Origin of the sequence: Rhizobium sp. ZK1, assembly GCF_047782645.1 — a bacterium.
Classification (GTDB): Bacteria; Pseudomonadota; Alphaproteobacteria; order Rhizobiales; family Rhizobiaceae; genus Rhizobium.
Map to the genome: position 1 here is coordinate 1,441,168 of NZ_CP180586.1, position 26,682 is coordinate 1,467,849.

Genomic DNA, 26,682 nt, shown 5'->3' on the forward strand with positions numbered 1-26,682 from the left:
CGAAACGTGCGAAGCGGTTTTCGGTGGACCGATACCGCAAGGAGAAGGTCTTGGTTTATTTCGTCCGAACGGCCAGCGAACGTGATCTGGAAAAGGTCCGCACTCTGCTCGACGAGAGCTTCCATGCGGCCTACGATGCGAGCCACGGCGTTGCAAAGGTCAACGAACTGATCGCCCATCTTTTTTCGCCGGCTACGCTGAAGGCGCGATTGACGAAGAAGAATGCCGAGTTCCTCGTTGCCGATGACGGCCGGGATATCGGCGGCATGGGATACGCGGCGATGTCGGATGAAATGACGAAGACCGTCATGCTGCATCTGCTCTATGTCAGGCCAAACCTGCAGCGCCAGGGTATTGGCCGCGATATCTTCGCCGAGCTCGAAACCTGCTTTCCCGATGCCGAGATCATGCGGTTGGAGGTCGAGGTGCAGAACCACGAAGCCGTCCATTTCTACGAGCGCCTCGGTTTCGTCGAGATCAGCCGCAAGGAGAACAGCGGTCCCGATCAGTCCGGCATTCCGACACTGGTCTTCGAAAAGGCGCTCGAGCTCCACTGACATGGCATCCGGCGACATCATCATTCGTGAAGCGCGTGAACGCGATCTGCCCGCCTTGATTGCGATGTTTGCCGCCGATCCTCTCGGCGGTCATGGTGATACCACCGATCCCGAGGCCTATCCGGATTATGCCTGCGCTTTCGCGACGATCACGGCGTCTTCCAACCAGGCGCTTCACGTTGCAGAGCGGGACGGTGACGTCGTCGGCACCTTCCAGACGATGATCACCACCTCGCTCAACGCACGCGGCTCGTCCGCCATGATCATCGAGGCGGTGCACACGCGTGCCGATCTGCGCGGGCAGGGCATCGGTGCTCGGATGATCGAATTCGCCATTGCCGAGGCGAAAAGTCGCGGCGTGCGGCTCGTCCAGCTGACATCGAATGCAGTGCGCAAGGATGCCCATCGTTTCTATGAAAGGCTCGGTTTCAAGCCCTCGCATATCGGTTTCAAGATGGCTCTGAAATGACCGTCGTTTCGGCGGGAATCACTGGACAATTCGGCTTGGCGGCGGCATAAGCGAAAAATCCTATCTGCTTTCGTCCGCGTTCTGCGGCCACGAGGAAAAGACATGATCAAGTTCCTGCTGCACACCTTCACCTGGTGGAACAACTATACGTTCGGCACGCTTTTCGCCCTTCGCGGCTTCAAGCGCGTTGGTGAGGACGAGTTGGGCAATGTCTATTACGAAGGCGGCCTTTCCTCATATGGCCTGCCGAAGCGCTGGGTAATCTACAAGGGTTACGCGGAAGCTTCTGCCATCCCTCCGGGCTGGCACGGCTGGATGCATCACCGCACCGATGTTCCGCCGTCCAACGAAAACTACGTTGCAAAAGAGTGGCAGAAACCGCACCGCGCCAACCCCACTGGCTCGCCGCAGGCTTATCGTCCGCCAGGCTCTCTGGCTGCGACTGGCGAACGTCCGCGCGTGACCGGCGACTACGACGCCTGGACGCCGGGCAACTGAGCATCAAGCATTGGATGGCGGTGTCTGCCCCGCGCTTTGGCCACAATTGACCTTTACCCGCAGGGTGGCTGCAGTCGATGTGGCCATGAACTGAATATGCGCTGGAGACGGGTAGATATGAAGCTTTCCCTGCGAAACATGGTCCTGCCGGCTGCGGGAGCTGTATCGCTGTTGGCGGTTGGTGCCGGGCTTCTTTCCACTCCAGCCAAGGCGGCTCGCATCGACAATCCGGTCGCCGTCTTCTCCGGCCTCGACAAGATCACCGGCCGCATCACCACGTTCGACGTTTATGTCAACGAAACGGTCCAGTTCGGCGCTCTGCAGGTCACGCCGAAGGCGTGCTATTCGCGCGACCAGTCGGAAGCCCAGAAGATCGACGGTTTCGTCGAAGTCGACGAGATCACGCTGGACCGCAAGATCCGCCGCATCTTCACCGGCTGGATGTTTGCCGACAGCCCCGGCCTCAACGCCGTCGAGCATCCGATCTATGACGTCTGGCTGAAGGACTGCAAGCAGAACTCCGACGTCCCGCCGCCGGATAGCGCCGGCGCGAAGTAAACGTCTTCTCTGGCAAAAAGAGAGTTCCTTAGAACTCCAGATGTGGCGATTCCATTGCTGCGGCGAGCAACAGCGCATAATCCGCCTTCGGTACGTCGATCGCCCCGAATGTCTTTAGATGTTCCGTCGTGAATTGTGTATCGAGAAGCGTGAAGTGCTTCTGCTTCAAACGTTCCACCAGATGCACGAGACAGATTTTCGAAGCGTCGGTCCGCCGAGAGAACATGCTTTCCCCGAAGAAGGCCGATCCGAGCGACACGCCGTAGAGCCCGCCGACGAGTTCATCGCCATCCCAGGCTTCGACGGAATGCGCGTGACCCATGCGGTGCAGGGCGGAATAGAGCGTCTTGATGGTTTCGTTGATCCAGGTGCTCGGGCGATCGGATGTCTCGCTGGCACAGGCAGTAATCACGGCATCGAAGTCACTGTTGAAGCGAATGTCGAAGGGCTTCTGGCGGATTGTCTTTCGAAGGCTTTTGGAGATGTGGAAACGATTGTCCAGCGGCAGGACGCCGCGGATATCCGGCTCGACCCAGAAGATTTCGGGATCGTCGGCTGATTCGGCCATGGGAAACAGGCCGATAGAATAGGCACGCAGGAGAATCTCCGGGGTAATACCTGGTGACTTCCTGCGCGCTCCTGCCATTCTTGTCCTATGCTGCCGGCTTGCTGTTGGCGAGGTACTTTTCCAGCCAATGAATATCGTAGTCGCCGTTGGCGATATCCTGGTTGGAAACGAGATCCTGGAACAGTGGCAGCGTCGTCTTGATTCCGTCAACGACAAATTCATCGAGCGCGCGGCGCAGGCGCATCATGCATTCGACGCGTGTCCGACCGTGAACGATCAGCTTGCCGATGAGGCTATCGTAATAGGGCGGGATCTTGTAGCCCTGATAGGCACCGGAATCGATGCGCACGCCAAGTCCACCCGGTGCATGGAAATGCGTGATCGTGCCGGGCGAGGGCACGAACGTGCGTGCGTCCTCGGCATTGATGCGGCATTCGATGGCGTGGCCGTGGAAGTGCACTTCGTCCTGCGTGACCGAGAGACCGCCGCCGGAGGCAACGCGGATCTGCTCATGCACGAGGTCGATGCCGGTAATGGCTTCGGTGACCGGATGCTCCACCTGCAGGCGGGTGTTCATTTCGATGAAATAGAACTCGCCATTTTCGTAGAGGAACTCGATCGTGCCGGCGCCGCGGTATTTCAGCTTCTTCATGGCGTCGGCGCAGATCTGGCCGATCTTCTTGCGCTGCTCGACATTGAGGGCAGGCGAGTTTGCCTCTTCCCAGACCTTCTGGTGACGGCGCTGCAGCGAGCAGTCGCGTTCGCCGAGATGGATGGCATTGCCTTCGCCGTCGCCGAACACCTGGATTTCGATGTGGCGTGGCTTTTCGAGGTATTTTTCCATGTATACGGCGTCATTGCCGAAAGCGGCGGACGCTTCGGTGCGGGCCGTCGACCAGGCTTCAATCAGGTCGGCTTCGGTCTTGGCGACCTTCATGCCGCGTCCGCCGCCGCCGGCCGTTGCCTTGATCAGCACCGGATAGCCTATATAGGCTGCCGTCCTCAGCGCATCCTCTTCGGTCTTCACTTCGCCATCGGAGCCGGGAACGACGGGGATGCCGAGTTCCTGCGCCGTCGTCTTGGCGGTGATCTTGTCGCCCATGATGCGGATGTGTTCCGCCGTCGGGCCGATGAAGGTAATGCCGTGGGCTTCGAGAATATCGGCGAACTTGGCATTTTCCGACAGGAAGCCGTAACCCGGATGTACGGCATCAGCGCCGGTGATTTCGCAGGCTGCGACGATCTGGTGGATGTTGAGATAGCTTTCGCGCGAAGGCGGCGGGCCGATGCACACACTTTCGTCGGCAAGGCGCACATGCATGGCGTCGGCATCAGCCGTCGAATGCACGGCAACGCTCGCAATTCCGAGTTCCTTGCAGGCGCGCAGCACGCGAAGGGCGATCTCGCCGCGGTTGGCTATGAGGATCTTCGAGATCATTGGCAAAGCCTTATTCGATGACGACGAGCGCCTGGCCGTATTCGACGGGCGAGCCGTCTTCGACGAGGATTTCCGTAACCTTGCCCGACTTCGGCGAGGGGATCTGGTTCATCGTCTTCATCGCTTCGATGATGAGGAGCGTCTGGCCTTCCTTGACCGTAGCGCCGAGTTCGATAAACGCGCGCGCGCCCGGGGCCGGGGCCATATAGGCGGTGCCGACCATCGGCGCGTTCACCGTGTTCGCCGGGTTGCGGCCTGCCGCTGCGGGAGCAGCGGCAGCAGCTACCGGGGCTGCTGCAGCTGCAGCCGGTGCTGCATAGGCGGGGGCCGCAATCGGCGCCTGGATGTACTGGGTCGTGCCTGCGCGGGAAACGCGGATACGCAGATCTTCCTGTTCGACTTCGATCTCGGTCAGATCCGTGTCCTTGAGGATATTGGCGAGATCGCGGATCAGTGCCTGATCGATACCGGATTTCTTTTCAGCCATGAGTGTTGCCCTGTCTTCTTCTTATGCCGTGATGTTCTTCAGCGCGTGGAGCGCCAGGATGTAGCTGTGAGGCCCGAAGCCGCAGATCACGCCTTTGCATGCCGGCGCGATCATCGACTTGTGACGGAATTCTTCCCGTGCATGCACATTGGATATGTGGAGTTCGATGACGGGAATGGAAATAGCACGGATCGCATCATGCAGCGCGACGGATGTGTGCGTATAGGCGCCTGCATTGATGGCAACGCCGACAGCCTTTTCATCCGCTTCGTGGAGCCAGTCCACCAGCGTGCCTTCGTGATTGCTTTGGCGGAAATCGATGTCGAATCCGAGCTCGCGGCCCGCAGCCTTGCAGTCCGCCTCTATGTCCTTGAGCGTCTTGCCGCCATAAATGCCAGGTTCTCGCTTGCCCAGCATATTCAGGTTGGGGCCGTTCAGGACGAAAATCGTTTGCGTCATCGAATGTTCCGTTTGGCGCACCGGCTCTTGATCCTCTCTGGATCAGGCGACCGTTACGCGGTTCATTGTATTCATCGCGTCCTGTGTCAGCCTTTCGGCGGCAAAGGCACGGGAATGCGCGAGCGCCACCTATAGACTCCGCGCGGGCTTATTGAAAGCCCTTACAGAATCGGCAGAGGAGGTCGCGCCATGTTTGTCCACATGGCTGAAACGCTTCGATTTAGGCGATTTGATGGGCGCGGGTTCAGCAGCTTGTCTTGCCGCAGGCCCGCATGTTCTTCACCTTGGCTTCGAGGTCGTCGATGCCGACGGCACCGGGCACCATTTCGTTGCCGATCACATAGGACGGTGTACCGCTGATACCGAGATTGGCTGCAAGCTGATAAGTCGCCTGCACGATGCCATCGTTCGGGCTCTTTTTCATCTCCGCGCGGATCTTGTCTTCGCTGACGCCGAGAGAAGAGGCGACCTGGATTGCGGTGTCCTCGGAGGCACGGCCATCGCTGCCGAGCAACGCGACGTGGAAATCGCCGTATTTTTCCGGCGCAAGGCGGCGGAAGGCATCCGCCACGCGGTGCGCCGCGACCGAATCCGACCCGAGGATCGGGAATTCCTTCAGCACGAAGCGGACATTCTTGTCCTTCTTCAACAAGGCCTGCATGTCGGGCAGGGCGTGACGGCAATAGGTGCAATTATAATCGAAGAACTCGACGACGGTGACATCGCCTTTGGGGTTGCCGAGCGTCACGTCGTTCTTGGAATCGAAGATGCCGTCGGTGTTGTTCTCGATCGCCATCGTGGCCTTCACCTGCTGGGCCATCTGCTGCTTTTTCTGCAGCGCGTCCTGCACCTCGAGCATGATCTCCGGATTTTCGATCAGGTACTGCTTGATGAATTCACCGAGCTCCTTCTTCTGCTGATCGTCGAATGCAAACGCCTGAGCCGGAAGGGCGATGGAGGCTGCAAGCACCAGCGCGGTGAGCGTTTTGGAGAAGAAGGCCATGGTATCCTCGTCGTCGGCTGATGGTTTTCGAAGCGGAAAATACCATCGCCGGGTTAATGGGCTTGGATGCGTCCGCATCAAATTACGGCGCGTCGGGCCGCCATCAAACAGGAATTTTCCTCCGATCCAAGCCCTCGCGGGATTGTGATGAGCCGATTATTGCGGCAATTGTCTGGCCTTCAGTCGAAGCCAGGCAGGAAGTGATCGTGTTTTCCATCTCGAAACGCAGCGAAGTCGAACCGTTCCATGCCATGGATGTTCTGGCCGAGGCGACGAAGAGGCGCGCAGGCGGTCACCCCGTCATTTCCATGGCCGTCGGCCAGCCGTCTCATCCTGCGCCCCAATTGGCTCTTGAAGCCGCCCGCGCGGCGCTCGCCGAAGGGCGCATCGGTTATACGGATGCGCTCGGCACGGCACGGCTGAAAAATGCGCTCGCCGAGCACTATCGCGATCGCCACGGCATCGAGATCGCTCCTGCGCGTATCGCGATCACAACCGGTTCGTCCGCCGCCTTCAATCTCGCCTTCCTGTCGCTTTTCGATGTCGGCGATGCCGTTGCAATCGCCCGGCCGGGCTATCCCGCCTATCGTAACATCCTCGGCGCCCTTGGCCTCAATGTGGTCGAAGTGCCCGTCAGCGCAGAAACGCATTTCACGCTGACGCCAGAAAGTCTCGAAGCGATCCAAGCGGAAAAAGGCGTGAAGCTGAAGGGCGCGCTGCTTGCCAGCCCCGCCAACCCGACCGGCACTGTCACTGGCCGCGAAGGCCTGAAAGCGCTTGCTGCTTACTGCGACGCCAACGACATCGCCTTCATCTCCGACGAGATCTATCACGGCCTGACCTTTGCAGGAGAAGAGACGAGCGCGCTGGAGCTGACGGACGAGGCGATCGTCATCAACTCCTTCTCCAAATATTATTGCATGACCGGCTGGCGCATCGGCTGGATGGTGCTGCCCGAGCGGCTGGTGCGTCCGATCGAGCGCGTCGCCCAGAGCCTCTATATCTCTCCGCCGGAGCTTTCGCAGATCGCCGCCAGCGCCGCCCTCGGTGCAGGCGACGAACTTGATCACGTCAAGGCAAGCTATGCCGCCAATCGCGAGCTGCTGCTCGATCGGTTGCCGAAGATCGGTCTTGCGCCGGCCTCACCGATGGACGGCGCCTTTTACGCGTATGTAGATGTTTCGCGCTTCACCAATGACAGCATGGATTTCGCAAGGCGCATGCTGGCGGAGATCAATATCGCCGCCACCCCCGGCCTCGATTTCGATCCGGTTGAAGGACCGCGCACCCTGCGCATGTCCTATGCCGGTTCGGAGGCCGAGATCGCCGAGGCTCTGGAGCGCATCGGCGCCTGGCTGAAATGAGCGGGATTTAGCTCCGGTATTCCGGCGCTTGCCGGTCGAGAACACGCCTGACGCTTTCAAGATGCAGGCGCGCACTTTCCGGATCGCCTTCCCGCATCTGCTTTGCGGCCTGTTCGGCGATATCGGTCGGCACAGCAATCAATTGCCGCCCGGTGCTCATCGCCTTGAGCTGAACTTCAGCGGCGCGCTCAAGATAATAGAGGTCGTCCCAGGCTTCGGCGATGTTTGGTGCGCAGACCATGACGCCATGGTTCTTCATGAACAGGATGTCCTTGTCGCCAAGCACGGCGGCGATCCTGTCGCCCTCGCGCTCATCGAGTGCCAGTCCGTTATAGTTTTCATCGACCGCGACGCGGCCATAGAATTTCAGTGACGTCTGACCTGCCCAGACGAAGGGTTCACCCTCGATCATGCTGAGCGCGGTCGCGTTCGGCATATGCGTATGGAAGGCGGCACCCACGCGCGGCGACATCTTGTGCAGGCGGGCATGGATGAAGAAGGCGGTCGCTTCCGGCACACCGTCGCCGGCGATGATATTGCCATCGAAATCGCAGATCAGCAGAGACGAAGCGGTGGCCTCCTGAAAGGCCCAACCGAGCCTGTTGACCAGGAAGAGATCGGGATGGCCGGGCACGACGGCCGAGAAATGATTGCAGATGCCTTCCTCGAGCCCGAGCCGCGCGGCCATTCTGAGGCAGGCCGCCAAATCGACGCGCGCCTGCCAGATCTCGTCCGTATCGAGCGGCAAATTGCGCAATATCGCGGGCTGTCCTTTCGCAAGGTTCAGTTCATGAGCCATGTCTTGTCTCCAATCGCGTCAATTACATCCAGCCGTTTGCGGCAAATAAGCCGGGCACCTTATCGAGCGTCGGCACGATCTCGTTGGGACGGTAATCGCTGAGCGGCTTCCGTCCCGTGCCGCGATCCACCCAGATCGCACGAAAACCAAGTTCGCGCGCGGCCGCAAGGTCAAGATGCGGGCTGGCGCAGATATGCACGAGATCATCCATGCCGATGTGGAGCGTTTTCCAGGCATGCCGGAAGATCTGTGGCGACGGCTTATAGGCTTCCGCCTGTTCAGCGGTGATCACCCGGTCGATGAGGCCGCCGAGTTGTGCGACATTGCCGGCAATGATCGCGTCGTCCGTATTCGAGATAATGGCGAGCCGGAACCCGGCAGTCTTCAGCTTGTCGAGCGTTTCGACGACTTCGGGGAAGGGGGGCATCCGGCCGATCGATGACGTCAGCAGATCGGCATCAGCGGTGTTGAACGGCAGGCCAAACTCGTTCATCGCCAGTTCCAATGCAAGGGCGGTGACTTGGCCGAAGGATCGGTGCGGCTTCTGCTGTTCCAGTTCATGCTCGTATCGGTCGTAGACAGCAATGAAGGCCGACTGGTCGATATCGCCGCCCTTTGCCGACAGGATAGCATCCATCGCGGCAAGCAGCCCTTCATCCCATTGGATCAGCGTGCCGTAACAGTCGAATGTCAGCCAGGTCGGCCGGTTTCCGGGAAGTGTCATCTCTCGTCTCCACGATTTTCGTCATGTTGACAAAGAACAGCGTCATTGAGAAATTAAATGTTGTAATTACACCTAGTGGAAAATCAAATGAGCTTCGCTTTCGACCTCGATCTTCTTCGCACCTTTGCAGCCGTCGTCGACGCCGGCGGCTTCACGCGTGCGGCCGAGCGCGTTCACCTCACCCAGTCCACTGTCAGCCAGCAGATCAAAAAGCTTGAGGCCAATATTGGTCGCACCCTGCTGCTGCGCGACAAGTCGACGGGCGGCATCCAGACGACGGAGGAAGGCGAAGTGCTCCTGAGCTATGCGCGACGTCTGCTGGCGACGGCAGAAGAGGCAATGGACGTCATGCGCAAGCCCGCTGCGCCCAAGACCGTGAGGCTTGGTGTTCCCGAGGATTTTGCCGGCCGCAGGCTCATCGATCTTCTCTCCGGGTTTTCTGCTGCCTCGTCGCATATAAGGCTCGACACTGTCAGCGGGTGGAGCGTCGAGCTTCGCCGCCTTCTCGACGTCGGCGAAATCGATCTGGCGCTGATCAAACGCGAGCCCGGCGACGGCACCTGTCTGGCCAATTGGGAGGAAGAGCTGGTCTGGGTCGAGAGCATGAACCGGCCGGTGAAGGACGATGAGACGGTGCCGCTCGCAGTTTTTCCTGTTGGATGCATCTATCGCGAACGGGCGATACGCTTCATCGAGCGCAGCGGGCGGCGTTGGCGCATTGCCTATACGAGCCAGGGTTTGATGGGAGTTCAGGCCGCAGTCGCTTCCGGCCTCGGCATCAGCCTGCTACCATCGGATGCCGTCCTGCCTGAACATCGCCGGCTTACAGCGGCGGATGGGTTCGATCCGCAGCCGGCATCCGAACTTGCGCTCGTCAGGGGAAAGCTGCGCCTCTCGGCGGAGAGCCGGTCGCTCGCCGATTTCCTCGCGGCCAGTCTTTAGGTGCGCGACGAGAAGAGCGAAGCGAGCGTCGAAGCAGGCTTGTTGTTCATCCGCGGCACGACGACGATCTGCCTGATATCACCGCGCTTGTAAGCGGCGAGGAAGCGCTTGTAATCCTTGAAGGAAATGCAGCCGTTGGAATCGCCGTTCTTGCCAAGCATATAGGTGTGTGCCAGCAGGCCGACGCGATTGAAGATCGCGTCCGAACCCTGCACCGGTGTCAGGCGAATGGCCGCTACGCCATGGAACAGGGCTTCACGCATCGTCAGATTATAGGTATGCGGCGGCGTCGGTCCGCGCATCTTCTGATCAATGTAGCGTGGGTTGTCACGCATCTTTCCGAGGCCGGAATGGGCCTCCAGTCGCTCGCCGTTCGGCAGGTAGACCGTAGCATTTTCGATGTCGTAGATCGCCACGCCTGCACGCAGGCGCGGCGAGAAGACCGGCTTATCGTAGCGCGGCACTGCATCGTCTTGACCATCCTCGATCGGCGAGTTCGGCTTGGCATAAGCAAGTACAGGCTCGGCAGCGCGCGGCGAACCTTTGGAGGCCGGAGCGGGCCTGCCGACGAGGCCATCGGGCCGCGCCATCGGCAGCGGTACGGAATCCTCATCGGGCGCCAGAACCAGATCGAAGGGCTGCGGGCCGTCTGCCTCGGCAACGTCCACCTCTGCCGGCTTGCCGGCAGCAGGAGCGGCAGCGCGATTGACCGGCGCCGGCTCGACCGGAGCAGGCATCACGCGTGGCCCCCCTTCGGTAAGCGCGAGCATGGCCGGCATTTCGGCAGCCGCAACGGCTTCCTTCGACGGAATGATGATCCTGTCATCGTCGTCAGACGCAGCGGAAGCGGTTTCGACGACGGTTGCCGGCGCCTCGAGCGTGTCGTCCTTGTTGAAGCGCGGATTGTCGGAGACGGCAACCGGCTGAAGTTGCGCGACGGCAACGGGAAGGCGGTTGGTTTTCGCAAGCGCCAGCGCTCCATTCGAGGCAGCCGATGTCTTCTCCGCATGCGACTGGATCAACTGTGCCGTCAAAGGCACAACCGGCTTCGCATCGAATGCCGCAAGCCGCGAAGCCTTGTTCACGTGGATGAGCCGCTCGTGCTCAACGGCAACAGGTGTTGCCTTCGGCGCAGCCGTGACCGGAGCAATCTCCTTTTGGGAGCGGAACGGTATCGACATGGATTGCATCGTCGCAACAGTGCCGATAAGCCACGTGGAGGCCAAAAGTCCGGCAATTGCGATGCCGGTAAGAAAACCGCGAGATCTGCCCGAACGAACAGGGGATCCGCCAAAAGGGGCGACGTTGTTGAACGTCCCTACTGCAAACGCCATACTCTACTCGTCTTCCAAAACTCGCTATGCAGGCCGGCAACACTGACTACTGATCTATGCCGGAGCCGCTAACTGCCCAAAAAGGCCGAATTTTGGCCCGCCCGCGGCATGCGACCGTTTCTTAAGGATGGCGAACTATGGTTTCCAATTGGTTTACGGGCACGGCACTCTGCTTCGATTGTCACGAAAAGAGACGCAATATTTTAGGCAAAGCTATTTTTCGAAGGTTTGCAGTCACCGCCCGTTGAGGGGTGATTCGATGATGGAAGAACTTTCCGACGTCAGCTTCGCGCCATCACATAGCTGCCGGGTGCTTCCTCGATGGCGTTGAGTGCCGCGCCGCCCGGCTTGCGGGCCGTAACGCGCTCGCCGTCTTGCGCCTCGATCCACGCATGCCAGTGCGGCCACCAGGAGCCTGCCGTTTCCTTTGCCTTGGTGAGCCAGGCGTCATAGTCGCCCTTGGCCGGGCCGCCGGTCCAGAATTGGTATTTGTGCTTGTCGGGCGGGTTGACGACGCCGGCAATATGGCCGGAGCCGGTCACGACGAACTGCACCTTGCCGCCGAAGAACTGGCTGCCAAGGAAGACGGACTTCGCCGGCGCGATATGATCCTCGCGCGTCGCGAGATTGTAGATCGGAATCTTGACGTCTTTCAGCGAGACGGTTTTGCCGTCGAGGACCATCTCACCCTTTGTCAGCGCATTCCTCAGGTAGCAGTTGCGCAGGTAGAAGGCATGGTTGGCCGCCGCCATGCGGGTCGAATCGGCATTCCAGAACAACAGGTCGAAGGGGAGTGGCTCCTGGCCCTTGAGGTAGTTGTTGACGAAATAGGGCCAGATGAGCTCGCTTGCTCTCAGCATATTGAACGCCGTCGACATGCGCGAACCGTCGAGATAGCCGAGTTCCTGCATATGCGCTTCCAATGCCTGAAGCTGCTCCTCGTCGACGAAGACCTTGAGGTCGCCGGCATGGGTGAAATCGACCTGCGTGGTAAAGAGCGTCGCAGTCTTGATGCGCTTGTTCTTCTCCTTGGCATGCAAGGCAAGGGTTGCGGCAAGCAGTGTGCCGCCGACGCAATAGCCGATGGCGTTGACCTCTTTCTCGCCGGTCGCCTTCTCCACCGTCTCCAGCGCGAAGTCGATGCCTTCCCTTGCGTAAGCCGTCCAGTCCTTCAGCGCATGGCGGCTATCCGGATTGACCCAGGAGATGACGAAGACCGTATGCCCCTGGTCCACGCACCATTTGATGAATGATTTCTGCGGGTTGAGATCGAGAATGTAGAACTTGTTGATCCATGGCGGGCAGATCAGCAGGGGCCGCTTCAATACGGTTTCCGTCGAAGGCTCGTACTGGATGATCTGGCAGATTTCATTCTGGGCGATCACCTTGCCCGGCGTCAGCGCCATATCGCGGCCGACGGCGAATTTGGTCATATCGGTCTGGCGCAGGCGTAGTTCGCCGCGGCCGGCGATGATATCCTCGGTCAGCATCTTCATGCCGCGCACGAGGTTCTCGCCGCTGGTCGCGATCGTTTCCCGATAGACCTGCGGGTTGGTGACGACGAAATTGGTGGGCGATAGTGCCGCCGTGATCTGCTTCACATAGAAGCCGGCCTTGTGCTTCGTATGCTCATCCAACCCTTCGGTCTCGGCCACGAGCTTTTCAGCCCAGTCGGCGGTCACGAAATAGACCTGCTTCAAAAATTCGAAGAAGGGGTTCTTCTGCCAGTCCTCGTCTGCGAAGCGCTTGTCCTTGCGCTCGATCTCCTGTTCGACCGTCTCGCCCTGCATGCGCTGCATCGACCGCATCCAGATTCCGAAGAACGAGGTCATCAGCTGCGTCTGGGCTTCGAAGGTGCGGCGCGGATCGGAAATCCAGTATTCCGTAACCTTGGAGAGCGTCTTCACCATATCGGTGACGGGTTCGACGACCGTGTCGGAGATTTCGCCACGCTCACGCGGAGCCAGCCACGCTGAAGCTGCCTTGCCGAGGTTTTCGAGCGCACGGGCGAAGTTCATCGCCATGGCCTCGGGATCCTTCAGGAGATAGGGATCGAGATCCTTGGCGTCGAAATCCCGCTTGGCACCATTCTCCCGCTTGCTGTCGGTCACGCACTTCCTCCGGCGGCAGCATCCACTATCCGTTCGTTGTACATCTGCGACGATGAAGAAAACAAGTTCCGCACACTCGCTCTCGTGCTATTGCTTTGTCGCTGCGACGAATTTAACAGTCGAAGCAGGCAGGATTGGATCATCAGGCATGACGACGACAGGCATTGGGCATTTCGCGACCTTCACCCGCACCGCAGCAATCTGCGCGGCGGCCGCGGCGATTGCCTTCGCGCTTGTCGGATGCAACAAGACCGCCGAGGAGAAGAAGGCCTTCGCCCAGCGTATGGCAGCGCCGACCGCAGTCGTGATGCCGGCGTCCAAGGGAGAGCCTGTCGAAGGCGGCCTGACCAAAAGCAGTGATGGTTATCCCTCATTCGGTGCGCCACTGACCGCCGCCAACGTGCAAATGAGCGACGAGGAGGCAGCCGAGCTGCAGCACCAGCTGACAGCGCTGACAGGCAAGCGCAATTCAGGCGCGATTTCGGAGGCGGAGTATCAGCGTCGCGTCGCCGAGATGCGCGCGCTTGCCGCCGACCACGGGGCCTCGACGCTCTCCGAAATCACCAAATAAGCCTTGCCTTTAAGGCGATTTGGACGCAAAGCCTTCCGGATGGATCGGAAGATGCAATTTTCCCGATAATGCGCTTCATGCGCGGCCTCTCCGTCAAAGATTTGCCGCGCAGTTTGAGTTGAAGAGGAATACGGCGCTGCGAGTCTGAAGCTCGTATCGCAGATGCCGGGAGACGGAACGAGCTTCGACAGCGGTCAGTTGGCCGCATTTCCATGGGGAAAGAGATGGAAGAGTTTCACAAAGTCCGGCGTTTGCCGCCCTACGTTTTCGAACAGGTCAACCGTTTGAAAGCGAGCGCGCGAGCGGGCGGAGCCGATATCATCGATCTCGGCATGGGAAATCCTGATCTTCCGACCCCTCAGGCAATCGTCGATAAGCTCTGCGAAGTCGTCCAGGACCCGCGCACACACCGCTATTCGTCCTCCAAGGGCATTCCCGGTCTGCGCCGCGCCCAGGCTGCTTATTACGCGCGCCGATTCGGCGTGAAGTTGAACCCGGACACGCAGGTGGTCGCCACCCTCGGCTCGAAGGAAGGCTTCGCTAACATGGCGCAGGCGATCACGGCGCCGGGTGATGTCATCCTTTGCCCGAACCCTACCTATCCGATCCATGCTTTCGGCTTCCTGATGGCCGGCGGCGTGATCCGCTCGATGTCGGTCGAGCCGGATGAAAGCTTCTTCCCGCCGCTGGAACGCGCCGTGCGTCACTCGATCCCGAAGCCGCTGGCGCTGGTCCTGAACTATCCGTCGAACCCGACGGCCTTCGTTGCCAGCCTCGACTTCTACAAGGACGTCATTGCCTTCGCGAAGAAGCACGACATCATCGTACTGTCGGACCTCGCTTACTCTGAAATCTATTTCGATGGCGAGCCGCCACCGTCGGTTCTGCAGGTTCCGGGCGCAATGGACGTGACGGTCGAATTCACCTCCATGTCCAAGACCTTCTCCATGCCTGGCTGGCGCATGGGCTTTGCCGTCGGTAATGAGCGGCTGATCGCGGCTCTGACGCGTGTGAAGTCCTATCTCGATTACGGCGCCTTTACGCCGATCCAGGTTGCGGCCACCCATGCCCTGAACGGCGACGGCTCCGACATTGCGGAAGTCCGCAACGTCTACAAGCGTCGCCGCGACGTCATGGTCGAAAGCTTCGGCAAGGCCGGCTTTGAAGTGCCGCCGCCGGCGGCCACCATGTTCGCCTGGGCAAAGATCCCGGAAAAGTTCCGTCATCTCGGCTCGCTGGAATTCTCCAAGCTGCTGGTCGAGAAGGCCGACGTCGCCGTTGCCCCGGGCATCGGCTTTGGCGAACAGGGCGACGACTACGTCCGTTTGGCGCTCGTAGAGAACGAACACCGCATCCGCCAGGCTGCGCGCAACATCAAGAAGTTCATGTCGACGGCCGACGAGACGATGCACAACGTCATCTCGCTCAACGCCCACCGTTAATTCCAACCTTGAAGACAGCCGCGAAACTGCGGCTGTCTTTCATCAGAGACATTTCAGGATCGATCCATGGCAGATGCCCTCAAAATCGGCATTGCGGGCTTGGGTACCGTTGGTGCCGCGCTTGTTCGCATCATCAAGCAGAACAGCAACGAACTTGCAGTCACCTGCGGTCGCCCGATCACGATTACGGCAGTTTCGGCCCGTGACCAAACGAAGGACCGCGGCATCGATCTGACCGGCATCACCTGGTATGAACGCCCGGAAGAGCTGGCCGAAAGGGCCGACATCGATGTTTTCGTCGAACTGATCGGTGGCGCAGAAGGCGCGGCAAACACAGCCGTTCGTGCCGCCCTCGCTCGAGGTCTCCATGTGGTGACAGCCAACAAGGCGCTGCTTGCCTATCGTGGCGTCGAGCTTGCGACGATTGCCGAAGAAAAGGGCTCGCTCCTGAACTTCGAAGCTGCGGTCGCCGGCGGCATTCCGGTTATCAAGGCGCTGCGTGAGTCGCTGACGGGAAATACGATCTCGCGCGTCTATGGCATCATGAACGGCACCTGCAACTACATCCTCACCAAGATGGAGAAGGAAGGTCTGTCCTTTGCCGATTGCCTGAAGGAGGCTCAGCGTCTCGGCTATGCCGAGGCCGATCCGGCTTTCGACATCGAAGGCAATGACACTGCTCACAAGCTGTCGATCCTGACGACGCTTGCCTTCGGCAATAGGATTGCCGCCGATGATATCTATCTCGAAGGCATCACCAATATCTCGATCGAGGATATCCGCGCTGCCGCCGATCTCGGCTACCGTATCAAGCTGCTCGGCGTTGCCCAGCGCACGGATACCGGCATTGAGCAGCGCGTGCATCCGACCATGGTGCCGGTCGATTCCGTCATCGCCCAGGTCGATGGCGTCACCAACGCGGTCGCAATCGAATCCGATATCCTCGGCGAATTGCTGATGGTCGGCCCCGGTGCCGGTGGCAACGCCACAGCATCTTCTGTGCTTGGCGATATCGCCGACATCGCCAAAAGCCAGCCGGGCGCCCAGCGCGTTCCCGTTCTCGGTCATCCGGCAAAGTCACTGGAGCCTTACCGCAAGGCGCAGATCCAGAGCCACGAAGGCGGTTATTTCATTCGCCTGACCGTTCTCGACCGTACCGGCGTCTTCGCCAGCGTCGCCACCCGCATGGCTGAAAACCAGATTTCGCTGGAATCGATTGTCCAACGCTCCAAGCAGCATCTGGCGCCCTCGCATCATCAGACGATCGTCCTCGTCACTCATGCGACGATGGAGGATTCCGTGCGCAAGGCAGTCGCGGCGATCAAGGAGGAGGGCTACCTCGTCGGAGAGCCGCAGGTGATCCGCATCGAACGTCCGAAGGAAGAATCCTGACGCTTTGTTCCAGTTTGGAACGGTTCAACCCGTCCGAGGTCACTCGGACGGGTTTTCTGTTATTAATCAAGGCACTTCGCCAAAATTTATATTAACAGATATTGAGATATAGATATAATCAATCCGCGAGAGTTGGAGTCGTGGGTTGAGGAATATCGAGCAGCATACGGATGATCATGCTCCCACGGAGCTTGAGAGTCCTCGGGCGGATTTACAGAGATATGATCAGGCGACCCTTGGAGTGGCCCTCGAATGCGAGGGGCCGCAAGGGCGAAATTGGGCCACGCTCCTGATCCTGCTTTCGATCGTATTCGTCCAGGCTCTGGGTATCGGCTTGGTTATCTGGACACTTTTCTGGTAATCCACAGCCTTCAAATCACCGCTTTGCTATCCGTTCCGCATCTGTAAAAAGAGGCAGATGATGAAAGCGGAGTTTGGCATGGCAGATATGGTCGATCCGGTACCGCGCGCCTTCCTGGGCGTCGAAAGGTCCGTTCTCGACAATCGCTGGGTTTCACGTCTCGACCAGGCGGGGCAAAACCGCGCGCTCGCCATGTCGCAGATGCATGGCCTGCCTGACCTGATCGCCCGCGTGCTTGCCGGGCGCGGCGTTGCGGTGGATGAGGCGGTCGAATTCCTCGATCCGACGATCCGCAGCCTCATGCCTGATCCCTACAAGCTGACCGACTGCGAGAAGGCCGCCAAACGCCTTGCCGCGGCGATCCGTAGTAGTGAGCCTGTTGCGATCTTCGGCGATTACGATGTCGACGGTGCGGCCTCTTCCGCGCTCATGTATCGCTTCCTCACCCATTTCGGCGTCAAGGCGCATATCTACATTCCGGACCGCATCTTCGAAGGCTACGGTCCCAACCCGACCGCGATCAACCAACTGATCGACAATGGTGCGAACCTGATCGTCACCGTCGACTGCGGCTCCACCAGTCATGAGGCGCTGGCGGCTGCCGCAGACCGCAACATCGATGTCGTCGTTATCGATCACCACCAGGTGACACATGCGCTGCCGCGCTGCCATTCTCTGGTCAATCCCAACAGGGAGGATGATCTTTCGGCGCTGGGCCATCTTTGCGCCGCCGGCGTCGTCTTCATGGTGCTGGTGGCGACTTTGCGCCTGCTGCGCGAGGCAGGAGATAAGCGCATTCTCGCGATCGATCTCCTGCAGTGGCTTGATATCGTCGCACTCGCCACTGTCTGCGATGTCGTGCCTCTCAAGGGGCTCAACCGCGCCTATGTGGTCAAAGGACTGGTCGCCGCGCGTCACCAGAGCAATGCCGGTCTTGCAGCACTTTTCCGCAAGGCGGGCCTGGCAGGCCCTGTTACGCCTTATCATTTCGGCTTCCTGATCGGCCCGCGCATCAATGCCGGCGGGCGAATCGGCGATGCAGCGCTTGGAAGCCGCCTCCTGACACTGGATAATGCCGTAGAGGCCGAAGCCATCGCCCAGCGGCTGGATGAGCTCAACCGCGAGCGTCAGGCCATGGAAGCGGTCATGCTGCAGGAGGCTGAGGCCGAAGCGCTAGCCGAGTATGGAGACGGCGAGGGGGCTTCTGTCATCGTTACCGCGCATGAGAAATGGCATCCCGGTATTGTTGGCCTCATTGCCGCGCGCCTGAAGGAAAAGTTCAAGCGACCTGCCTTCGCCATCGCCTTCGATTCATCGGGCAGGGGTACCGGCTCGGGGCGTTCGATCAACGGCTTCGATATGGGCAGGATGGTGCGTGCCGCAGTTGATGAGGGACTGCTCGTCAAGGGTGGCGGACACGCCATGGCGGCCGGTTTGACCGTGGAGCGCAGCAAGCTCGGCCTGCTGCGCGCCTTCTTCACCGAGAAGGCCCAGAAGACGGTGTCGGCCCTCGTCGCCAACGAGACGCTGAAGATCGATGGCGCCATCGCTGCAAGCGGCGCGACGATCGAGCTCATCGATCGCCTGGAAACGGCCGGCCCCTATGGCTCGGGACACCCTCAGCCGGTCTTTGCCGTGCCGGCGCATCGTGTGCGTGATTCGCGTCTCGTCGGCGAGCGGCATGTGAAGGTGACGCTGGAAGCCATGGATGGCGCACGCCTCGACGGCATCGCCTTCAGGGCTGCCGAGACCCCGCTCGGCAATCTGCTTCTTAACTCTCGCGGCGCCAATCTGCATGTCGCAGGCTCGCTCGGTGCCGAACACTATCAGGGCTCGCGCAGAATCCAACTGCGGATCAGCGACGGCGCGCCGGCCAAGTGACCGGCTGAAGGGCAAGAGGTCAGGAGGAGGGCAGGTCGGCTGCGGCCGGAAAAAGGATGCTTTTCCGCGAGGACGAGTGACGGCATAACAAGCGACACGCCACCGTCAATTCGCATATCGCGGCTGAGCGAACGTACGAGATAACTCTATAAAAATAAAAGGAAACAATGGAGGAGAGTGGCACGCCCTAGGGGAGTCGAACCCCTCTTTACAGAATGAAAATCTGTCGTCCTAACCGATAGACGAAGGGCGCGTGCTCTGTGGTGGCGCCCTTATAGTCAGCACCTTTGTGCGCCGCAAGCGGCAAAATGAGAAATTTTCATAGGATTATGCAGTTTTTTTCCGAGCTTGTGGAAAAGCTGAACAGAGCCGCCTTATCGCCCTTACAAGGTGCCGTCATCTGCTGACGTTGGTACGCCCTAGGGGAATCGAACCCCTCTTTACAGAATGAGAATCTGTCGTCCTAACCGATAGACGAAGGGCGCAGGCTTTCAGCTCAAATAGGAAGGCGTAGAGCGTACCGCAAGCGGTAGATATGGCACCGGATGGAAAGAAAAGGTGGCACGCCCTAGGGGAGTCGAACCCCTCTTTACAGAATGAAAATCTGTCGTCCTAACCGATAGACGAAGGGCGCGTGCTGTGGTGGCGCCCTTATAGTCAGGCACTTCCGATCCCGCAAGCCGCAAATTCGAAATTTTTCAAAAAAATGACAGGCAATTTCCGACTGGGGAAATTGGAGATTATTGCAACCGAATCAAAGGGCTGCAGCGGCCACCGGAAACCAGCTGCCGGCCGCCTCCCTAACGTCAGGCTGCTGAGGGGTGAAGGTCAGATGGCCCTTGCCGAAGCAATCGGCGCGCTCTTGCGGCCGCAGCCCCAGTTCCAGTCGCGGGCGTTGCCGGTGTCCAGATGGACCGAATCCGTATGGCAATAGGTGCCGACGCCACCACGGTTCGGCAGCGAGCGAATATATGCGGCGATATCCCATTTGCTGATGCCGTCGATGTGGATATCGGCCGCTTCGCAGCTCTTATGCATCGATTCCTCGGCACCGCCGACTTCACGGTTATGCTGCGGATCGCGGTAGCCCGATGTTACGACGACTGGCTTGCCGAAATGGGTCTCGACCGTCTTGATGACCCGCATGAGATCGGGTTTGAAGCAGCCGACCTGTACGCTGTCGTTCTGCACATGCAGGCCATTCGGCGCGACGCGCGTCATGCCAGGCAGCGATGCCTTCTGCAGAAGCCCGGAAAGGCTGCTGAGCAGGTTCTGTTTCGGCGCACTGTAGAGCGCATTCGTCGTCGATCCCGGAATGCTGCCGCCGGCAAGCGAGGCGGTCTGTACGGGCGCAATCCTGGTGCTGGTATTCTGCGACGATTGCTGCGGCAGCATCTCGCCTTGCTGTGGCTCTGGCGGCGCGCTGAACACGCTCGATCTTGGGCCGGCATTCTCAGGTGCGTAAGCGTTCACGCCCTGCGGCTGGATGACCGTGGAGGTCGAGTTGTTCTGTGGCAGCGGCTGATGATCGGAAAAGATGCTCATCGCCTGCGCATTGATTCGCGTCGACTGCATGACGAGACCGCCGATATTGGCAGGCTGCTGCGGCTGAATGGCCGGATCGACGGGTGGAGCGGACGGTGCCGCATTCGGATCCTGTACCGCAACCTGCGGATCGACGCCGGAAACATTCGTCAGCATCGGATCGCGATAGAGCTGCTTTGGTGCCGTGGACGTCGATGCTGCCGGCATTGCCGCCGCCAGTCGCGGCACAGGCTGTCCCGCTGCTGCAGCCGGCGCGGCGACGGCGGCCGAATCAAGTGCCTTCTTGTCGGAAACGCAGCCGGAAAGCGCCAGGACGGAACTGGCGATCAGCAAAGCACCGACAGCCTGCCGGCTCGGAGGGGCAATCCGCTTGTTATTTCTGGTCAACCGAGAAATCTCCGGTGAATGCGGAAGGCGCAAGAATGCGCGCTTCCGTTACGATAGAGCCGGAGAGTGCCCTGCGAAGCTTGCCCGCAGCTTGGCTTACCAGGTGCCGGTATTGCCCATGGACAGCCAGGGTTCGGCCGGAGCCAGTTTTTCGCCCTTCTGCAGGATCTCGATAGAGATGCCGTCGGGCGAACGCACGAAGGCCATGTTGCCGTCGCGCGGCGGGCGGTTGATAATTATGCCGTTGTCCATCAACTTCTGGCAGAGCGCGTAGATATCATCCACCTCATAGGCGAGGTGACCGAAATTGCGTCCTCCAGTATAATCTTCCGTGTCCCAGTTGTAGGTGAGTTCGAGGCAGGGAGTCTTTTCGCTACGGGCACGGTCGATATCGTCCCTAGCAGCCAGGAAAACGAGCGTAAAGCGGCCCTTTTCGTTATCATGGCGGCGGATTTCCTCGAGACCGAACAGGGTGGAGTAAAAATGGAGGGAGGCGTCGAGATCTTTGACGCGAACCATGGTGTGGAGATAACGCATTTTGTTTCCTCTCTCTTTTTGGGCTAGCCCGTCTGGGTAACAGACACCAGTTTCGGGCAAGTCATCGCTATAAAATGTACAGTTGGGAATAACCGAAAACTAGGACTTGCGCTTATCCGTTACCAAGATGTTAATCTTGATTTCAAGAATCAGTTAACCGTAACAGTGTGACGCGTATTGAGGGGCTGGCGACATGGCTGACAGGATTTCATCGAATGGCTTTACCGACCTTGAAGAATTGTCGGCGGAACCGGTCGATCTCGTTGAAATCACCGGCGTGGTGAAATGGTTCGACGTGGCCAAGGGCTTTGGCTTCATCGTTCCTGACAACGGCATGCAGGACGTCTTGCTGCACGTAACGTGCCTTCGCCGCGATGGCTACCAGACCATTCTCGAAGGCACCCGCATCGTCGCTCTCGTCCAGCGCCGCGAGCGTGGCTACCAGGCCTTCAAGATTCTCTCCATGGACCAGTCGACTGCGGTTCATCCGTCGCAGATGCCGCCCGTTCGCACTCATGTGCAGGTCACGGCAACCAGCGGCCTCGAGCGCGCCCTCGTGAAGTGGTTCAACCGCACCAAGGGCTTCGGCTTCCTGACGCGCGGCGAGGGCACGGAAGATATCTTCGTGCACATGGAGACGCTCCGCCGTTTCGGCCTTACCGAATTGCGCCCCGGACAGGTGGTGCTGGTGCGCTTCGGCGACGGCGAGAAGGGCCTGATGGCCGCCGAGATCCATCCGGATGTTCCGAGCCCGGTGGGCCGGTCTCACTGATGCGCGGCCTGTTCCCGGTCGAAATGATAAGAAGCGCCTTCATGGCGCTTTTTTTCATGGTCGCCCTGCCGGCATTTGCGCAGCAGGACATGCGATTCGAAAAAGAGCCGCTGATCATCCAGACTGCTGCCGGCAAGATGCTGCACTTCACAGTGGAGATCGCGGCCACCGGCGATCAGCGCGCCTATGGCCTGATGTTTCGCAAGGCGATGGCCGAAGACGCCGGCATGATCTTCGATTTCGGCATATCGCGGCGTGTCACCATGTGGATGGAAAACACCGTCCTGCCGCTCGATATGCTCTTTGCCGACGATCGCGGCGTGATCACCCATATCAAGGAAGACGCCACGCCCTATTCCCGCGACATCATCGATTCGATGGGTGCCGTTCGCTATGTGGTCGAGGTGAATGCCGGCACAGCCCGCAAGCTCGATATTCGCCCCGGCGATCGCATCGTCAGCGCCACGACAACGAAAAAGGTGAAGTAAGCCTGTGAAAACTGCCTAGAAAGGCAGATTTATGGGGTTGCTAGGGCAGGGGGAAGCGTGTATTCCCGCTGCCATCAAAGGCTCGGAGTGTAGCGCAGTCTGGTAGCGCATCTGGTTTGGGACCAGAGGGTCGGGAGTTCGAATCTCTCCACTCCGACCATTATTCTCCCAATATCTTCCGCAATTTGAGATGGCTTCGCAGCGTGTCGTCGCCTGTGGCTGTAGAGATATTTTTGTCCGGGACGTGTTTCGCACAGAAAGATGGCGACGATACCATTCACGTCGCAAATCACACCTGCTCAGGCGTGCTGTGACTCAGCCTTGAGCAAGCAAGCCGACATATTGAGCATAGCTGATCGCTGCGTAGAAAAACGCAGTGATGCTTGCTCCAATCATGATGGCATGGAATTCTGCAGAAGTTCTCATAGCTCTCACCCGTATCACAACGGTTGGTAGACATCGTAGTCCCCTATGCCGGCCATAACAATTAGAAAGCGATCAAAACATGCAACAATCCGAAACATTTCGGATTGTGTGACAGGATTGCCCGCTTATCCACACCCGGCTACGAGGGCTACGCCTTAAGCGCTCCGTATAAGAAACGCGCTATGCGGCAATCGGTTTCATCGATCCACCGGTGCTGTGGCAGCAGCGCTTTTCCCTTGAAAAAACGGGGATTCGCGGCTAAGCAAAATTCACTTCTTCCTGCGATGTTCGGTATGGAAGCAAAGCCTGATCCCAGGCTGAATTATGAAAGGCGGGCGTTGCCCGCATATCGGAGGCGCCGCAGTCATGTCTGCTAAGATCTATCGTCCGGCCAAGACCGCAATGCAGTCCGGCAAGGCCAAGACGCATCTCTGGGTGCTGGAGTTCGATCAGGAGCAGCCACGCAAGATCGACCCGATCATGGGCTACACGTCTTCGGGCGATATGCGCCAGCAGCTGAAGCTGACCTTCGAAACGCAGGAACTTGCCGAAGCCTATGCCAAGCGCAACGGCATCGAATACCGCGTGATCGCGCCCAAGGATCCCGCACGCCAGGTCGTCGCTTACCCGGATAATTTCCGCTATACCCGTACCCAGCCCTGGACGCATTGATCCGTCCGCTGCTTGAGACAGAATTCTGGTGTCGCGGGCTCGCGACATGCAGACGGCCCCTTAGCTCAACTGGATAGAGCAGCTGCCTTCTAAGCAGCAGGTCGCAGGTTCGAGTCCTGCAGGGGTCGCCATCTTTATCTTTGTCCGACCCGGAGACATAGGTAACAGTCCGTACCTAAGACATGAGTGACAATCTGGTGCGAGCGCGCCTCGAGGTCATGCCCTGAGGCGTGCTGAAGTTTACTTCCAACTCGTTAGAGACTGAAGCGCAAGATCAAGCTTTCGAAGCAGACCGCGAACTGGCTTGCAATCGGGATAGGAGGAGGCGATCAGCGCCTTCGCTTCCTGCAAGCGTTCGATGTGAAGACTGCGGCCGGCGATGCCATACTCATCATCAGGCACAAGGTTGCGCTCGTGATAGTAGAGTTCGAAGAATACATCGTCAGGCAGAGTGTTGCTGTCATACTCAAGCTGGACCCAATCATCCAGTTCCGAACGAACGGAAGCGAGCCTGTTGACGATCCCCGCTCGTTGCCGGGTCGCACTTATAACATCCTTCAACAGTTGGCCGACACGCTGATGCGTCGCGATAGCCATTTTTACATCCGGCCGCCGGCCAGAGGCCATCACCATCCGGTACGGCACGCTATTGCCCGTCGTACGGGGACCGCGCTTCTGTTTCGCCTTCTGAGCTTTTTCTTCTGCGTCCCGTACCTCTCCAGGGGACCGGAAAAACTCACCGTCACTCGTGGTCACCCGTTTGCAATTTTCGGGTACAACAGGGGCGGGCATGCGTGACAGCACCAAAAGAACTGGTCCAAGTGGCAAGCCTTTCTGCCCGTCAGAAATCAGATAAAGCTCGCTCCCGCCTTCCGGATAGTACATGCCAGCCCAAAGCGGCTTGGCAATTTCCCAGCGATTGCGAAGAGACCATGCACTGCGCTCCTGCTGCCGATCCTTTACCGCTGCCGCGTAGGGTTCATCGACGAAGAGATAACGCTTTTCGATTGGATCGTACCAGCTGCTGCCATGATCTTTTCCAGGGAGGTCGCGTCCAAAATCACCCCTGATGGGCATGCTTTTTGAGGAGGGCCTAAGTCCGGTAGAAGCCATGAACTGCAACGTACGCGCCGCTTTACAGGCGAGGGCAAGAGCTGAATCCGCGCCCTCTATGTTCATCTGGCAGTGGATCAGGTCGGACGCCCAGCGCGTGAAGTATCCCAGTCCGCGAGCCTGCTTGTATTGGCGAGCTGCGATGATCTCGTCGAGGGGCTTCGACAGCGAAACCTCGATGATCTCGTTGCCACTCGCTTTTGTCTTCGGATTCCGCCAATGAACGCTAATAAACGTGGAGAAAATGGGCGACGACGGAACGAACGTTGAGGTTTGTAGCATCCGCAGAGCGTTGGTGTAGTTTGAAAAACCGGCTCGAACCGAAGCGCGATCAAGACCCACGGAATGGGCAACGTCGTCCTGCTTGGAGATGCTTTTCGCGAGGCGCTTGATGCCCTTGATTGTGGTAGGCCTAATGTCGTTGACGGACATGTTCTTTTCTCCCGGACTCTTTTTGAAGCGTCACCCGTCAACCGCTTCTCGAGCCCGATCAAAAAACATGAACGGGTTCGACTTTCCACCAAGGCAGTGCTGTCAACAGCTTCGCAACTGACGGGCGGCATGCTCCTGCCGGGAGCGGGAAAAACATAGGAGCGATTCGGTTAGGCACGCAAGGTGCCAGCCGCAACGGTGGTCCGTCGACATGATCCGCCCATCTCGGTGCACGGTCGGTGATCGGGAATAGAGCATCCCTCCGCATCAACGAGGAAGCTAAGCTTACTGTCATCTTCGACAATCCGACGTGCGATACGACCAGGTTTTGGGTCCGCTGGAAACACCCTAAAATTCGAGAGGCAGTCGTTGGCTATCGAAGTGCCATGCAGCTCCGCATAAGGCTTTCGAACTACCTTTCAGCGCACTTCCGTAGTGAGGGCAAAATGACTCTCAACAGTTGTGTCTGGAAGTCCGACGACTCTCACAGGCAACGTCGGCCATTCTCAATCGTGGCTGTGGAGTTGGCGGAAATTGCGTGATTTCACAGCGGCTTTGAATTCGACAAAATGTGCCAGAATATAAGTTTTTCCGAGAATTTGCAGATATCGCGGCTTGGCCGCGAACCTGTGTTCGCGGCCAAGTACTGCATTGCAATCGGTAGTAAAAACGAAGCCGCTGGCCCCTGTTTTCCGGGTTCTCGCCGCCTTAGCCCTCGGGCGACAGCGTCATGGACGTGCCGGTGGCGGCAACGTTGAGGCCGAGCTGGCCGGTGACACTGATCGTCTGCAGATGGATCGAGCCGGAAGTGCCGCCGAAGAGAACATTGGTGCCGAGGCCGCCGACGAGTGTGGCTTCCGCGGTGGCGCCCTGGTAGAGGCCAGCCAGCGAGCCGCGGTGATAGCCGGCTGTCGGCGCGAAGACGGCCCAAAGCAGGCGGCCACGCGTGGTGAACCCGAGATCCACGCCGAACTTGCGCAAAGCACCGCTGTAGTGCTCAGGCGATTCGCTACGGCTCGTCGGCTGGAAGACGCAATCGATCTGCTTGGAGGAACCGAGCACATAGCCGACGCCGCCGCCGATATTGCAATCGAGGTAGCCGATCTTCACGCCCCCACTTGCATCGGGAGCTACCGGCGGCTCCGTCCGTACCAGGTCCGCCGCGGTCGCGCTCATGGCCAAAGCCTGGAACAACGAGGCTGCGGCGATAGTGGTCGCGAGTATCTTTTTCATTTCCGTCTCCTGTGGATATCGCAAGAAGGATATAGCGTCGGCTTTGTCAGAACCAAGGCAGGAAAGTCTTCGCCGTCATTTTGGTTCCGAGATCCGCTGTGCCAATCTGCCGCGGCCGT

At 59.1% G+C, this 26,682-nt stretch carries 26 protein-coding genes and 5 tRNA genes; 15 read left to right on the forward strand and 16 right to left on the reverse strand.

Annotated features, from left to right (window positions below; translation table 11 throughout):
• Nucleotides 1-50: 50 nt before the first annotated feature.
• The 4 genes from ACK9YZ_RS07475 to ACK9YZ_RS07490 all read left to right on the forward strand — a co-directional run bounded on the left by ACK9YZ_RS07475 (nucleotide 51) and on the right by ACK9YZ_RS07490 (nucleotide 2,082).
• Complete coding sequence (locus ACK9YZ_RS07475) at nucleotides 51-557, forward strand: GNAT family N-acetyltransferase (protein WP_416066153.1); 507 nt, start codon at nucleotides 51-53, stop codon at nucleotides 555-557.
• A gap of 1 nt (nucleotide 558) precedes the next feature.
• Nucleotides 559-1,026, forward strand: coding sequence for a GNAT family N-acetyltransferase (locus tag ACK9YZ_RS07480; protein ID WP_416066154.1), 468 nt, complete (start codon nucleotides 559-561; stop codon nucleotides 1,024-1,026).
• Nucleotides 1,027-1,128: 102 nt separating this feature from the next.
• Nucleotides 1,129-1,524, forward strand: a complete 396-nt coding sequence (locus ACK9YZ_RS07485; RefSeq protein ID WP_416066155.1) for an NADH:ubiquinone oxidoreductase subunit NDUFA12 — start codon at nucleotides 1,129-1,131, stop codon at nucleotides 1,522-1,524.
• Between the two features lie 117 nt (nucleotides 1,525-1,641).
• Nucleotides 1,642-2,082 carry a DUF2155 domain-containing protein gene (locus tag ACK9YZ_RS07490; protein WP_416066156.1) on the forward strand — a complete coding sequence of 147 codons (441 nt, stop codon included), beginning with the start codon at nucleotides 1,642-1,644 and terminating at the stop codon, nucleotides 2,080-2,082.
• A 28-nt stretch (nucleotides 2,083-2,110) separates the two neighbouring features.
• Here the strand turns inward: ACK9YZ_RS07490 and aat are convergent, their stop codons facing one another.
• The 5 genes from aat to ACK9YZ_RS07515 all read right to left on the reverse strand — a co-directional run bounded on the left by aat (nucleotide 2,111) and on the right by ACK9YZ_RS07515 (nucleotide 6,037).
• A complete protein-coding gene (aat, locus tag ACK9YZ_RS07495; RefSeq protein WP_416066157.1) occupies nucleotides 2,111-2,728 on the reverse strand; it encodes a leucyl/phenylalanyl-tRNA--protein transferase in 618 nt (205 codons plus the stop codon).
• 7 nt (nucleotides 2,729-2,735) lie between these two features.
• On the reverse strand, nucleotides 2,736-4,088 hold the full coding sequence (gene accC, locus ACK9YZ_RS07500; RefSeq protein ID WP_216757863.1) for an acetyl-CoA carboxylase biotin carboxylase subunit: 1,353 nt from the start codon (nucleotides 4,086-4,088) through the stop codon (nucleotides 2,736-2,738).
• Nucleotides 4,089-4,098: 10 nt separating this feature from the next.
• On the reverse strand, nucleotides 4,099-4,575 hold the full coding sequence (accB, locus tag ACK9YZ_RS07505; protein WP_216757864.1) for an acetyl-CoA carboxylase biotin carboxyl carrier protein: 477 nt from the start codon (nucleotides 4,573-4,575) through the stop codon (nucleotides 4,099-4,101).
• A gap of 21 nt (nucleotides 4,576-4,596) precedes the next feature.
• Nucleotides 4,597-5,034, reverse strand: coding sequence for a type II 3-dehydroquinate dehydratase (gene aroQ / locus ACK9YZ_RS07510; protein WP_216757865.1), 438 nt, complete (start codon nucleotides 5,032-5,034; stop codon nucleotides 4,597-4,599).
• Nucleotides 5,035-5,278: 244 nt separating this feature from the next.
• Nucleotides 5,279-6,037, reverse strand: coding sequence for a DsbA family protein (locus tag ACK9YZ_RS07515; protein WP_416066158.1), 759 nt, complete (start codon nucleotides 6,035-6,037; stop codon nucleotides 5,279-5,281).
• A 206-nt stretch (nucleotides 6,038-6,243) separates the two neighbouring features.
• Between ACK9YZ_RS07515 and ACK9YZ_RS07520 the strand changes: the two genes are divergently transcribed.
• The gene (locus tag ACK9YZ_RS07520; protein ID WP_416066159.1) at nucleotides 6,244-7,401 is read left to right on the forward strand and encodes a pyridoxal phosphate-dependent aminotransferase; all 1,158 of its coding nucleotides are present in this window, start codon (nucleotides 6,244-6,246) and stop codon (nucleotides 7,399-7,401) included.
• 7 nt (nucleotides 7,402-7,408) lie between these two features.
• Here ACK9YZ_RS07520 and ACK9YZ_RS07525 read toward each other — a convergent pair whose 3' ends face one another.
• Nucleotides 7,409-8,200 (reverse strand): aldolase, encoded by a 792-nt coding sequence (locus ACK9YZ_RS07525; RefSeq protein WP_416066160.1) that lies wholly within the window; start codon nucleotides 8,198-8,200, stop codon nucleotides 7,409-7,411.
• 22 nt (nucleotides 8,201-8,222) lie between these two features.
• The gene (locus ACK9YZ_RS07530; protein WP_416066161.1) at nucleotides 8,223-8,924 is read right to left on the reverse strand and encodes a haloacid dehalogenase type II; all 702 of its coding nucleotides are present in this window, start codon (nucleotides 8,922-8,924) and stop codon (nucleotides 8,223-8,225) included.
• A gap of 87 nt (nucleotides 8,925-9,011) precedes the next feature.
• On the opposite strand from ACK9YZ_RS07530, the gene ACK9YZ_RS07535 reads away from it, so the two are divergent.
• Nucleotides 9,012-9,866 (forward strand): LysR family transcriptional regulator, encoded by an 855-nt coding sequence (locus tag ACK9YZ_RS07535; protein WP_416066162.1) that lies wholly within the window; start codon nucleotides 9,012-9,014, stop codon nucleotides 9,864-9,866.
• Here the strand turns inward: ACK9YZ_RS07535 and ACK9YZ_RS07540 are convergent.
• Both ACK9YZ_RS07540 and phaC read right to left on the reverse strand, forming a co-directional pair.
• Nucleotides 9,863-11,200: a tlde1 domain-containing protein gene (locus tag ACK9YZ_RS07540; protein WP_416066163.1), complete on the reverse strand. Its 1,338-nt coding sequence runs from the start codon at nucleotides 11,198-11,200 to the stop codon at nucleotides 9,863-9,865. The genes ACK9YZ_RS07535 and ACK9YZ_RS07540 overlap by 4 nt on opposite strands.
• A gap of 281 nt (nucleotides 11,201-11,481) precedes the next feature.
• Nucleotides 11,482-13,311: a class I poly(R)-hydroxyalkanoic acid synthase gene (gene phaC / locus ACK9YZ_RS07545; RefSeq protein WP_416066164.1), complete on the reverse strand. Its 1,830-nt coding sequence runs from the start codon at nucleotides 13,309-13,311 to the stop codon at nucleotides 11,482-11,484.
• A gap of 148 nt (nucleotides 13,312-13,459) precedes the next feature.
• On the opposite strand from phaC, the gene ACK9YZ_RS07550 reads away from it, so the two are divergent.
• The 4 genes from ACK9YZ_RS07550 to recJ all read left to right on the forward strand — a co-directional run bounded on the left by ACK9YZ_RS07550 (nucleotide 13,460) and on the right by recJ (nucleotide 18,958).
• Nucleotides 13,460-13,882, forward strand: a complete 423-nt coding sequence (locus tag ACK9YZ_RS07550) for a hypothetical protein (protein WP_416066165.1) — start codon at nucleotides 13,460-13,462, stop codon at nucleotides 13,880-13,882.
• 224 nt (nucleotides 13,883-14,106) lie between these two features.
• Nucleotides 14,107-15,324 (forward strand): LL-diaminopimelate aminotransferase, encoded by a 1,218-nt coding sequence (locus ACK9YZ_RS07555; RefSeq protein ID WP_416066166.1) that lies wholly within the window; start codon nucleotides 14,107-14,109, stop codon nucleotides 15,322-15,324.
• 66 nt (nucleotides 15,325-15,390) lie between these two features.
• The gene (locus tag ACK9YZ_RS07560) at nucleotides 15,391-16,716 is read left to right on the forward strand and encodes a homoserine dehydrogenase (RefSeq protein WP_416066167.1); all 1,326 of its coding nucleotides are present in this window, start codon (nucleotides 15,391-15,393) and stop codon (nucleotides 16,714-16,716) included.
• Nucleotides 16,717-17,155: 439 nt separating this feature from the next.
• Nucleotides 17,156-18,958: a single-stranded-DNA-specific exonuclease RecJ gene (recJ, locus tag ACK9YZ_RS07565; RefSeq protein WP_416066168.1), complete on the forward strand. Its 1,803-nt coding sequence runs from the start codon at nucleotides 17,156-17,158 to the stop codon at nucleotides 18,956-18,958.
• 178 nt (nucleotides 18,959-19,136) lie between these two features.
• Here recJ and ACK9YZ_RS07570 read toward each other — a convergent pair.
• The 5 genes from ACK9YZ_RS07570 to gloA all read right to left on the reverse strand — a co-directional run bounded on the left by ACK9YZ_RS07570 (nucleotide 19,137) and on the right by gloA (nucleotide 21,427).
• Nucleotides 19,137-19,211: transfer RNA gene (locus tag ACK9YZ_RS07570), tRNA-Glu, on the reverse strand.
• Between the two features lie 157 nt (nucleotides 19,212-19,368).
• Nucleotides 19,369-19,443: transfer RNA gene (locus ACK9YZ_RS07575), tRNA-Glu, on the reverse strand.
• Nucleotides 19,444-19,517: 74 nt separating this feature from the next.
• A tRNA-Glu gene (locus tag ACK9YZ_RS07580) sits at nucleotides 19,518-19,592 on the reverse strand.
• 194 nt (nucleotides 19,593-19,786) lie between these two features.
• Nucleotides 19,787-20,890 carry a YcbK family protein gene (locus ACK9YZ_RS07585; protein WP_416066169.1) on the reverse strand — a complete coding sequence of 368 codons (1,104 nt, stop codon included), beginning with the start codon at nucleotides 20,888-20,890 and terminating at the stop codon, nucleotides 19,787-19,789.
• A gap of 96 nt (nucleotides 20,891-20,986) precedes the next feature.
• Nucleotides 20,987-21,427, reverse strand: a complete 441-nt coding sequence (gene gloA / locus ACK9YZ_RS07590) for a lactoylglutathione lyase (RefSeq protein WP_216757878.1) — start codon at nucleotides 21,425-21,427, stop codon at nucleotides 20,987-20,989.
• Between the two features lie 193 nt (nucleotides 21,428-21,620).
• Here gloA and ACK9YZ_RS07595 point away from each other — a divergent pair, with 193 nt between their 5' ends.
• The 5 genes from ACK9YZ_RS07595 to ACK9YZ_RS07615 all read left to right on the forward strand — a co-directional run bounded on the left by ACK9YZ_RS07595 (nucleotide 21,621) and on the right by ACK9YZ_RS07615 (nucleotide 23,916).
• Nucleotides 21,621-22,199 (forward strand): cold-shock protein, encoded by a 579-nt coding sequence (locus ACK9YZ_RS07595; protein ID WP_183729593.1) that lies wholly within the window; start codon nucleotides 21,621-21,623, stop codon nucleotides 22,197-22,199.
• Nucleotides 22,199-22,687 carry a DUF192 domain-containing protein gene (locus tag ACK9YZ_RS07600; protein ID WP_216757879.1) on the forward strand — a complete coding sequence of 163 codons (489 nt, stop codon included), beginning with the start codon at nucleotides 22,199-22,201 and terminating at the stop codon, nucleotides 22,685-22,687. The genes ACK9YZ_RS07595 and ACK9YZ_RS07600 overlap by 1 nt, the downstream gene beginning before the upstream one ends.
• An 83-nt stretch (nucleotides 22,688-22,770) precedes the next feature.
• Nucleotides 22,771-22,847, forward strand: a tRNA-Pro gene (locus tag ACK9YZ_RS07605).
• A 632-nt stretch (nucleotides 22,848-23,479) separates the two neighbouring features.
• Nucleotides 23,480-23,785, forward strand: coding sequence for an ETC complex I subunit (locus ACK9YZ_RS07610; protein WP_112568114.1), 306 nt, complete (start codon nucleotides 23,480-23,482; stop codon nucleotides 23,783-23,785).
• Nucleotides 23,786-23,839: 54 nt separating this feature from the next.
• Nucleotides 23,840-23,916, forward strand: a tRNA-Arg gene (locus tag ACK9YZ_RS07615).
• A gap of 109 nt (nucleotides 23,917-24,025) precedes the next feature.
• Here ACK9YZ_RS07615 and ACK9YZ_RS07620 read toward each other — a convergent pair.
• Complete coding sequence (locus ACK9YZ_RS07620) at nucleotides 24,026-25,330, reverse strand: DUF5623 domain-containing protein (RefSeq protein WP_416066170.1); 1,305 nt, start codon at nucleotides 25,328-25,330, stop codon at nucleotides 24,026-24,028.
• Nucleotides 25,331-26,038: 708 nt separating this feature from the next.
• A complete protein-coding gene (locus ACK9YZ_RS07625; RefSeq protein ID WP_216757903.1) occupies nucleotides 26,039-26,563 on the reverse strand; it encodes a DUF992 domain-containing protein in 525 nt (174 codons plus the stop codon).
• Nucleotides 26,564-26,682: the final 119 nt, after the last annotated feature.

Excerpts from the sequence above, each read along its gene's own strand:
- ACK9YZ_RS07535 (WP_416066162.1), top strand. The coding sequence starts at position 9,012 with ATGAGCTTCGCTTTCGACCTCGATCTTCTTCGCACCTTTGCAGCCGTC.
- recJ (WP_416066168.1), top strand. The coding sequence starts at position 17,156 with ATGGCAGATATGGTCGATCCGGTACCGCGCGCCTTCCTGGGCGTCGAA.
- ACK9YZ_RS07555 (WP_416066166.1), top strand. The coding sequence starts at position 14,107 with ATGGAAGAGTTTCACAAAGTCCGGCGTTTGCCGCCCTACGTTTTCGAA.
- ACK9YZ_RS07515 (WP_416066158.1), bottom strand. The coding sequence starts at position 6,037 with ATGGCCTTCTTCTCCAAAACGCTCACCGCGCTGGTGCTTGCAGCCTCC.
- ACK9YZ_RS07620 (WP_416066170.1), bottom strand. The coding sequence starts at position 25,330 with ATGTCCGTCAACGACATTAGGCCTACCACAATCAAGGGCATCAAGCGC.
- ACK9YZ_RS07625 (WP_216757903.1), bottom strand. The coding sequence starts at position 26,563 with ATGAAAAAGATACTCGCGACCACTATCGCCGCAGCCTCGTTGTTCCAG.
- ACK9YZ_RS07550 (WP_416066165.1), top strand. The coding sequence starts at position 13,460 with ATGACGACGACAGGCATTGGGCATTTCGCGACCTTCACCCGCACCGCA.
- ACK9YZ_RS07480 (WP_416066154.1), top strand. The coding sequence starts at position 559 with ATGGCATCCGGCGACATCATCATTCGTGAAGCGCGTGAACGCGATCTG.
- accC (WP_216757863.1), bottom strand. The coding sequence starts at position 4,088 with ATGATCTCGAAGATCCTCATAGCCAACCGCGGCGAGATCGCCCTTCGC.
- aat (WP_416066157.1), bottom strand. The coding sequence starts at position 2,728 with ATGGCAGGAGCGCGCAGGAAGTCACCAGGTATTACCCCGGAGATTCTC.
- ACK9YZ_RS07485 (WP_416066155.1), top strand. The coding sequence starts at position 1,129 with ATGATCAAGTTCCTGCTGCACACCTTCACCTGGTGGAACAACTATACG.
- gloA (WP_216757878.1), bottom strand. The coding sequence starts at position 21,427 with ATGCGTTATCTCCACACCATGGTTCGCGTCAAAGATCTCGACGCCTCC.
- accB (WP_216757864.1), bottom strand. The coding sequence starts at position 4,575 with ATGGCTGAAAAGAAATCCGGTATCGATCAGGCACTGATCCGCGATCTC.
- ACK9YZ_RS07540 (WP_416066163.1), bottom strand. The coding sequence starts at position 11,200 with ATGGCGTTTGCAGTAGGGACGTTCAACAACGTCGCCCCTTTTGGCGGA.
- ACK9YZ_RS07560 (WP_416066167.1), top strand. The coding sequence starts at position 15,391 with ATGGCAGATGCCCTCAAAATCGGCATTGCGGGCTTGGGTACCGTTGGT.
- ACK9YZ_RS07530 (WP_416066161.1), bottom strand. The coding sequence starts at position 8,924 with ATGACACTTCCCGGAAACCGGCCGACCTGGCTGACATTCGACTGTTAC.
- ACK9YZ_RS07490 (WP_416066156.1), top strand. The coding sequence starts at position 1,642 with ATGAAGCTTTCCCTGCGAAACATGGTCCTGCCGGCTGCGGGAGCTGTA.
- ACK9YZ_RS07595 (WP_183729593.1), top strand. The coding sequence starts at position 21,621 with ATGGCTGACAGGATTTCATCGAATGGCTTTACCGACCTTGAAGAATTG.
- ACK9YZ_RS07600 (WP_216757879.1), top strand. The coding sequence starts at position 22,199 with ATGCGCGGCCTGTTCCCGGTCGAAATGATAAGAAGCGCCTTCATGGCG.
- ACK9YZ_RS07610 (WP_112568114.1), top strand. The coding sequence starts at position 23,480 with ATGTCTGCTAAGATCTATCGTCCGGCCAAGACCGCAATGCAGTCCGGC.
- ACK9YZ_RS07525 (WP_416066160.1), bottom strand. The coding sequence starts at position 8,200 with ATGGCTCATGAACTGAACCTTGCGAAAGGACAGCCCGCGATATTGCGC.
- aroQ (WP_216757865.1), bottom strand. The coding sequence starts at position 5,034 with ATGACGCAAACGATTTTCGTCCTGAACGGCCCCAACCTGAATATGCTG.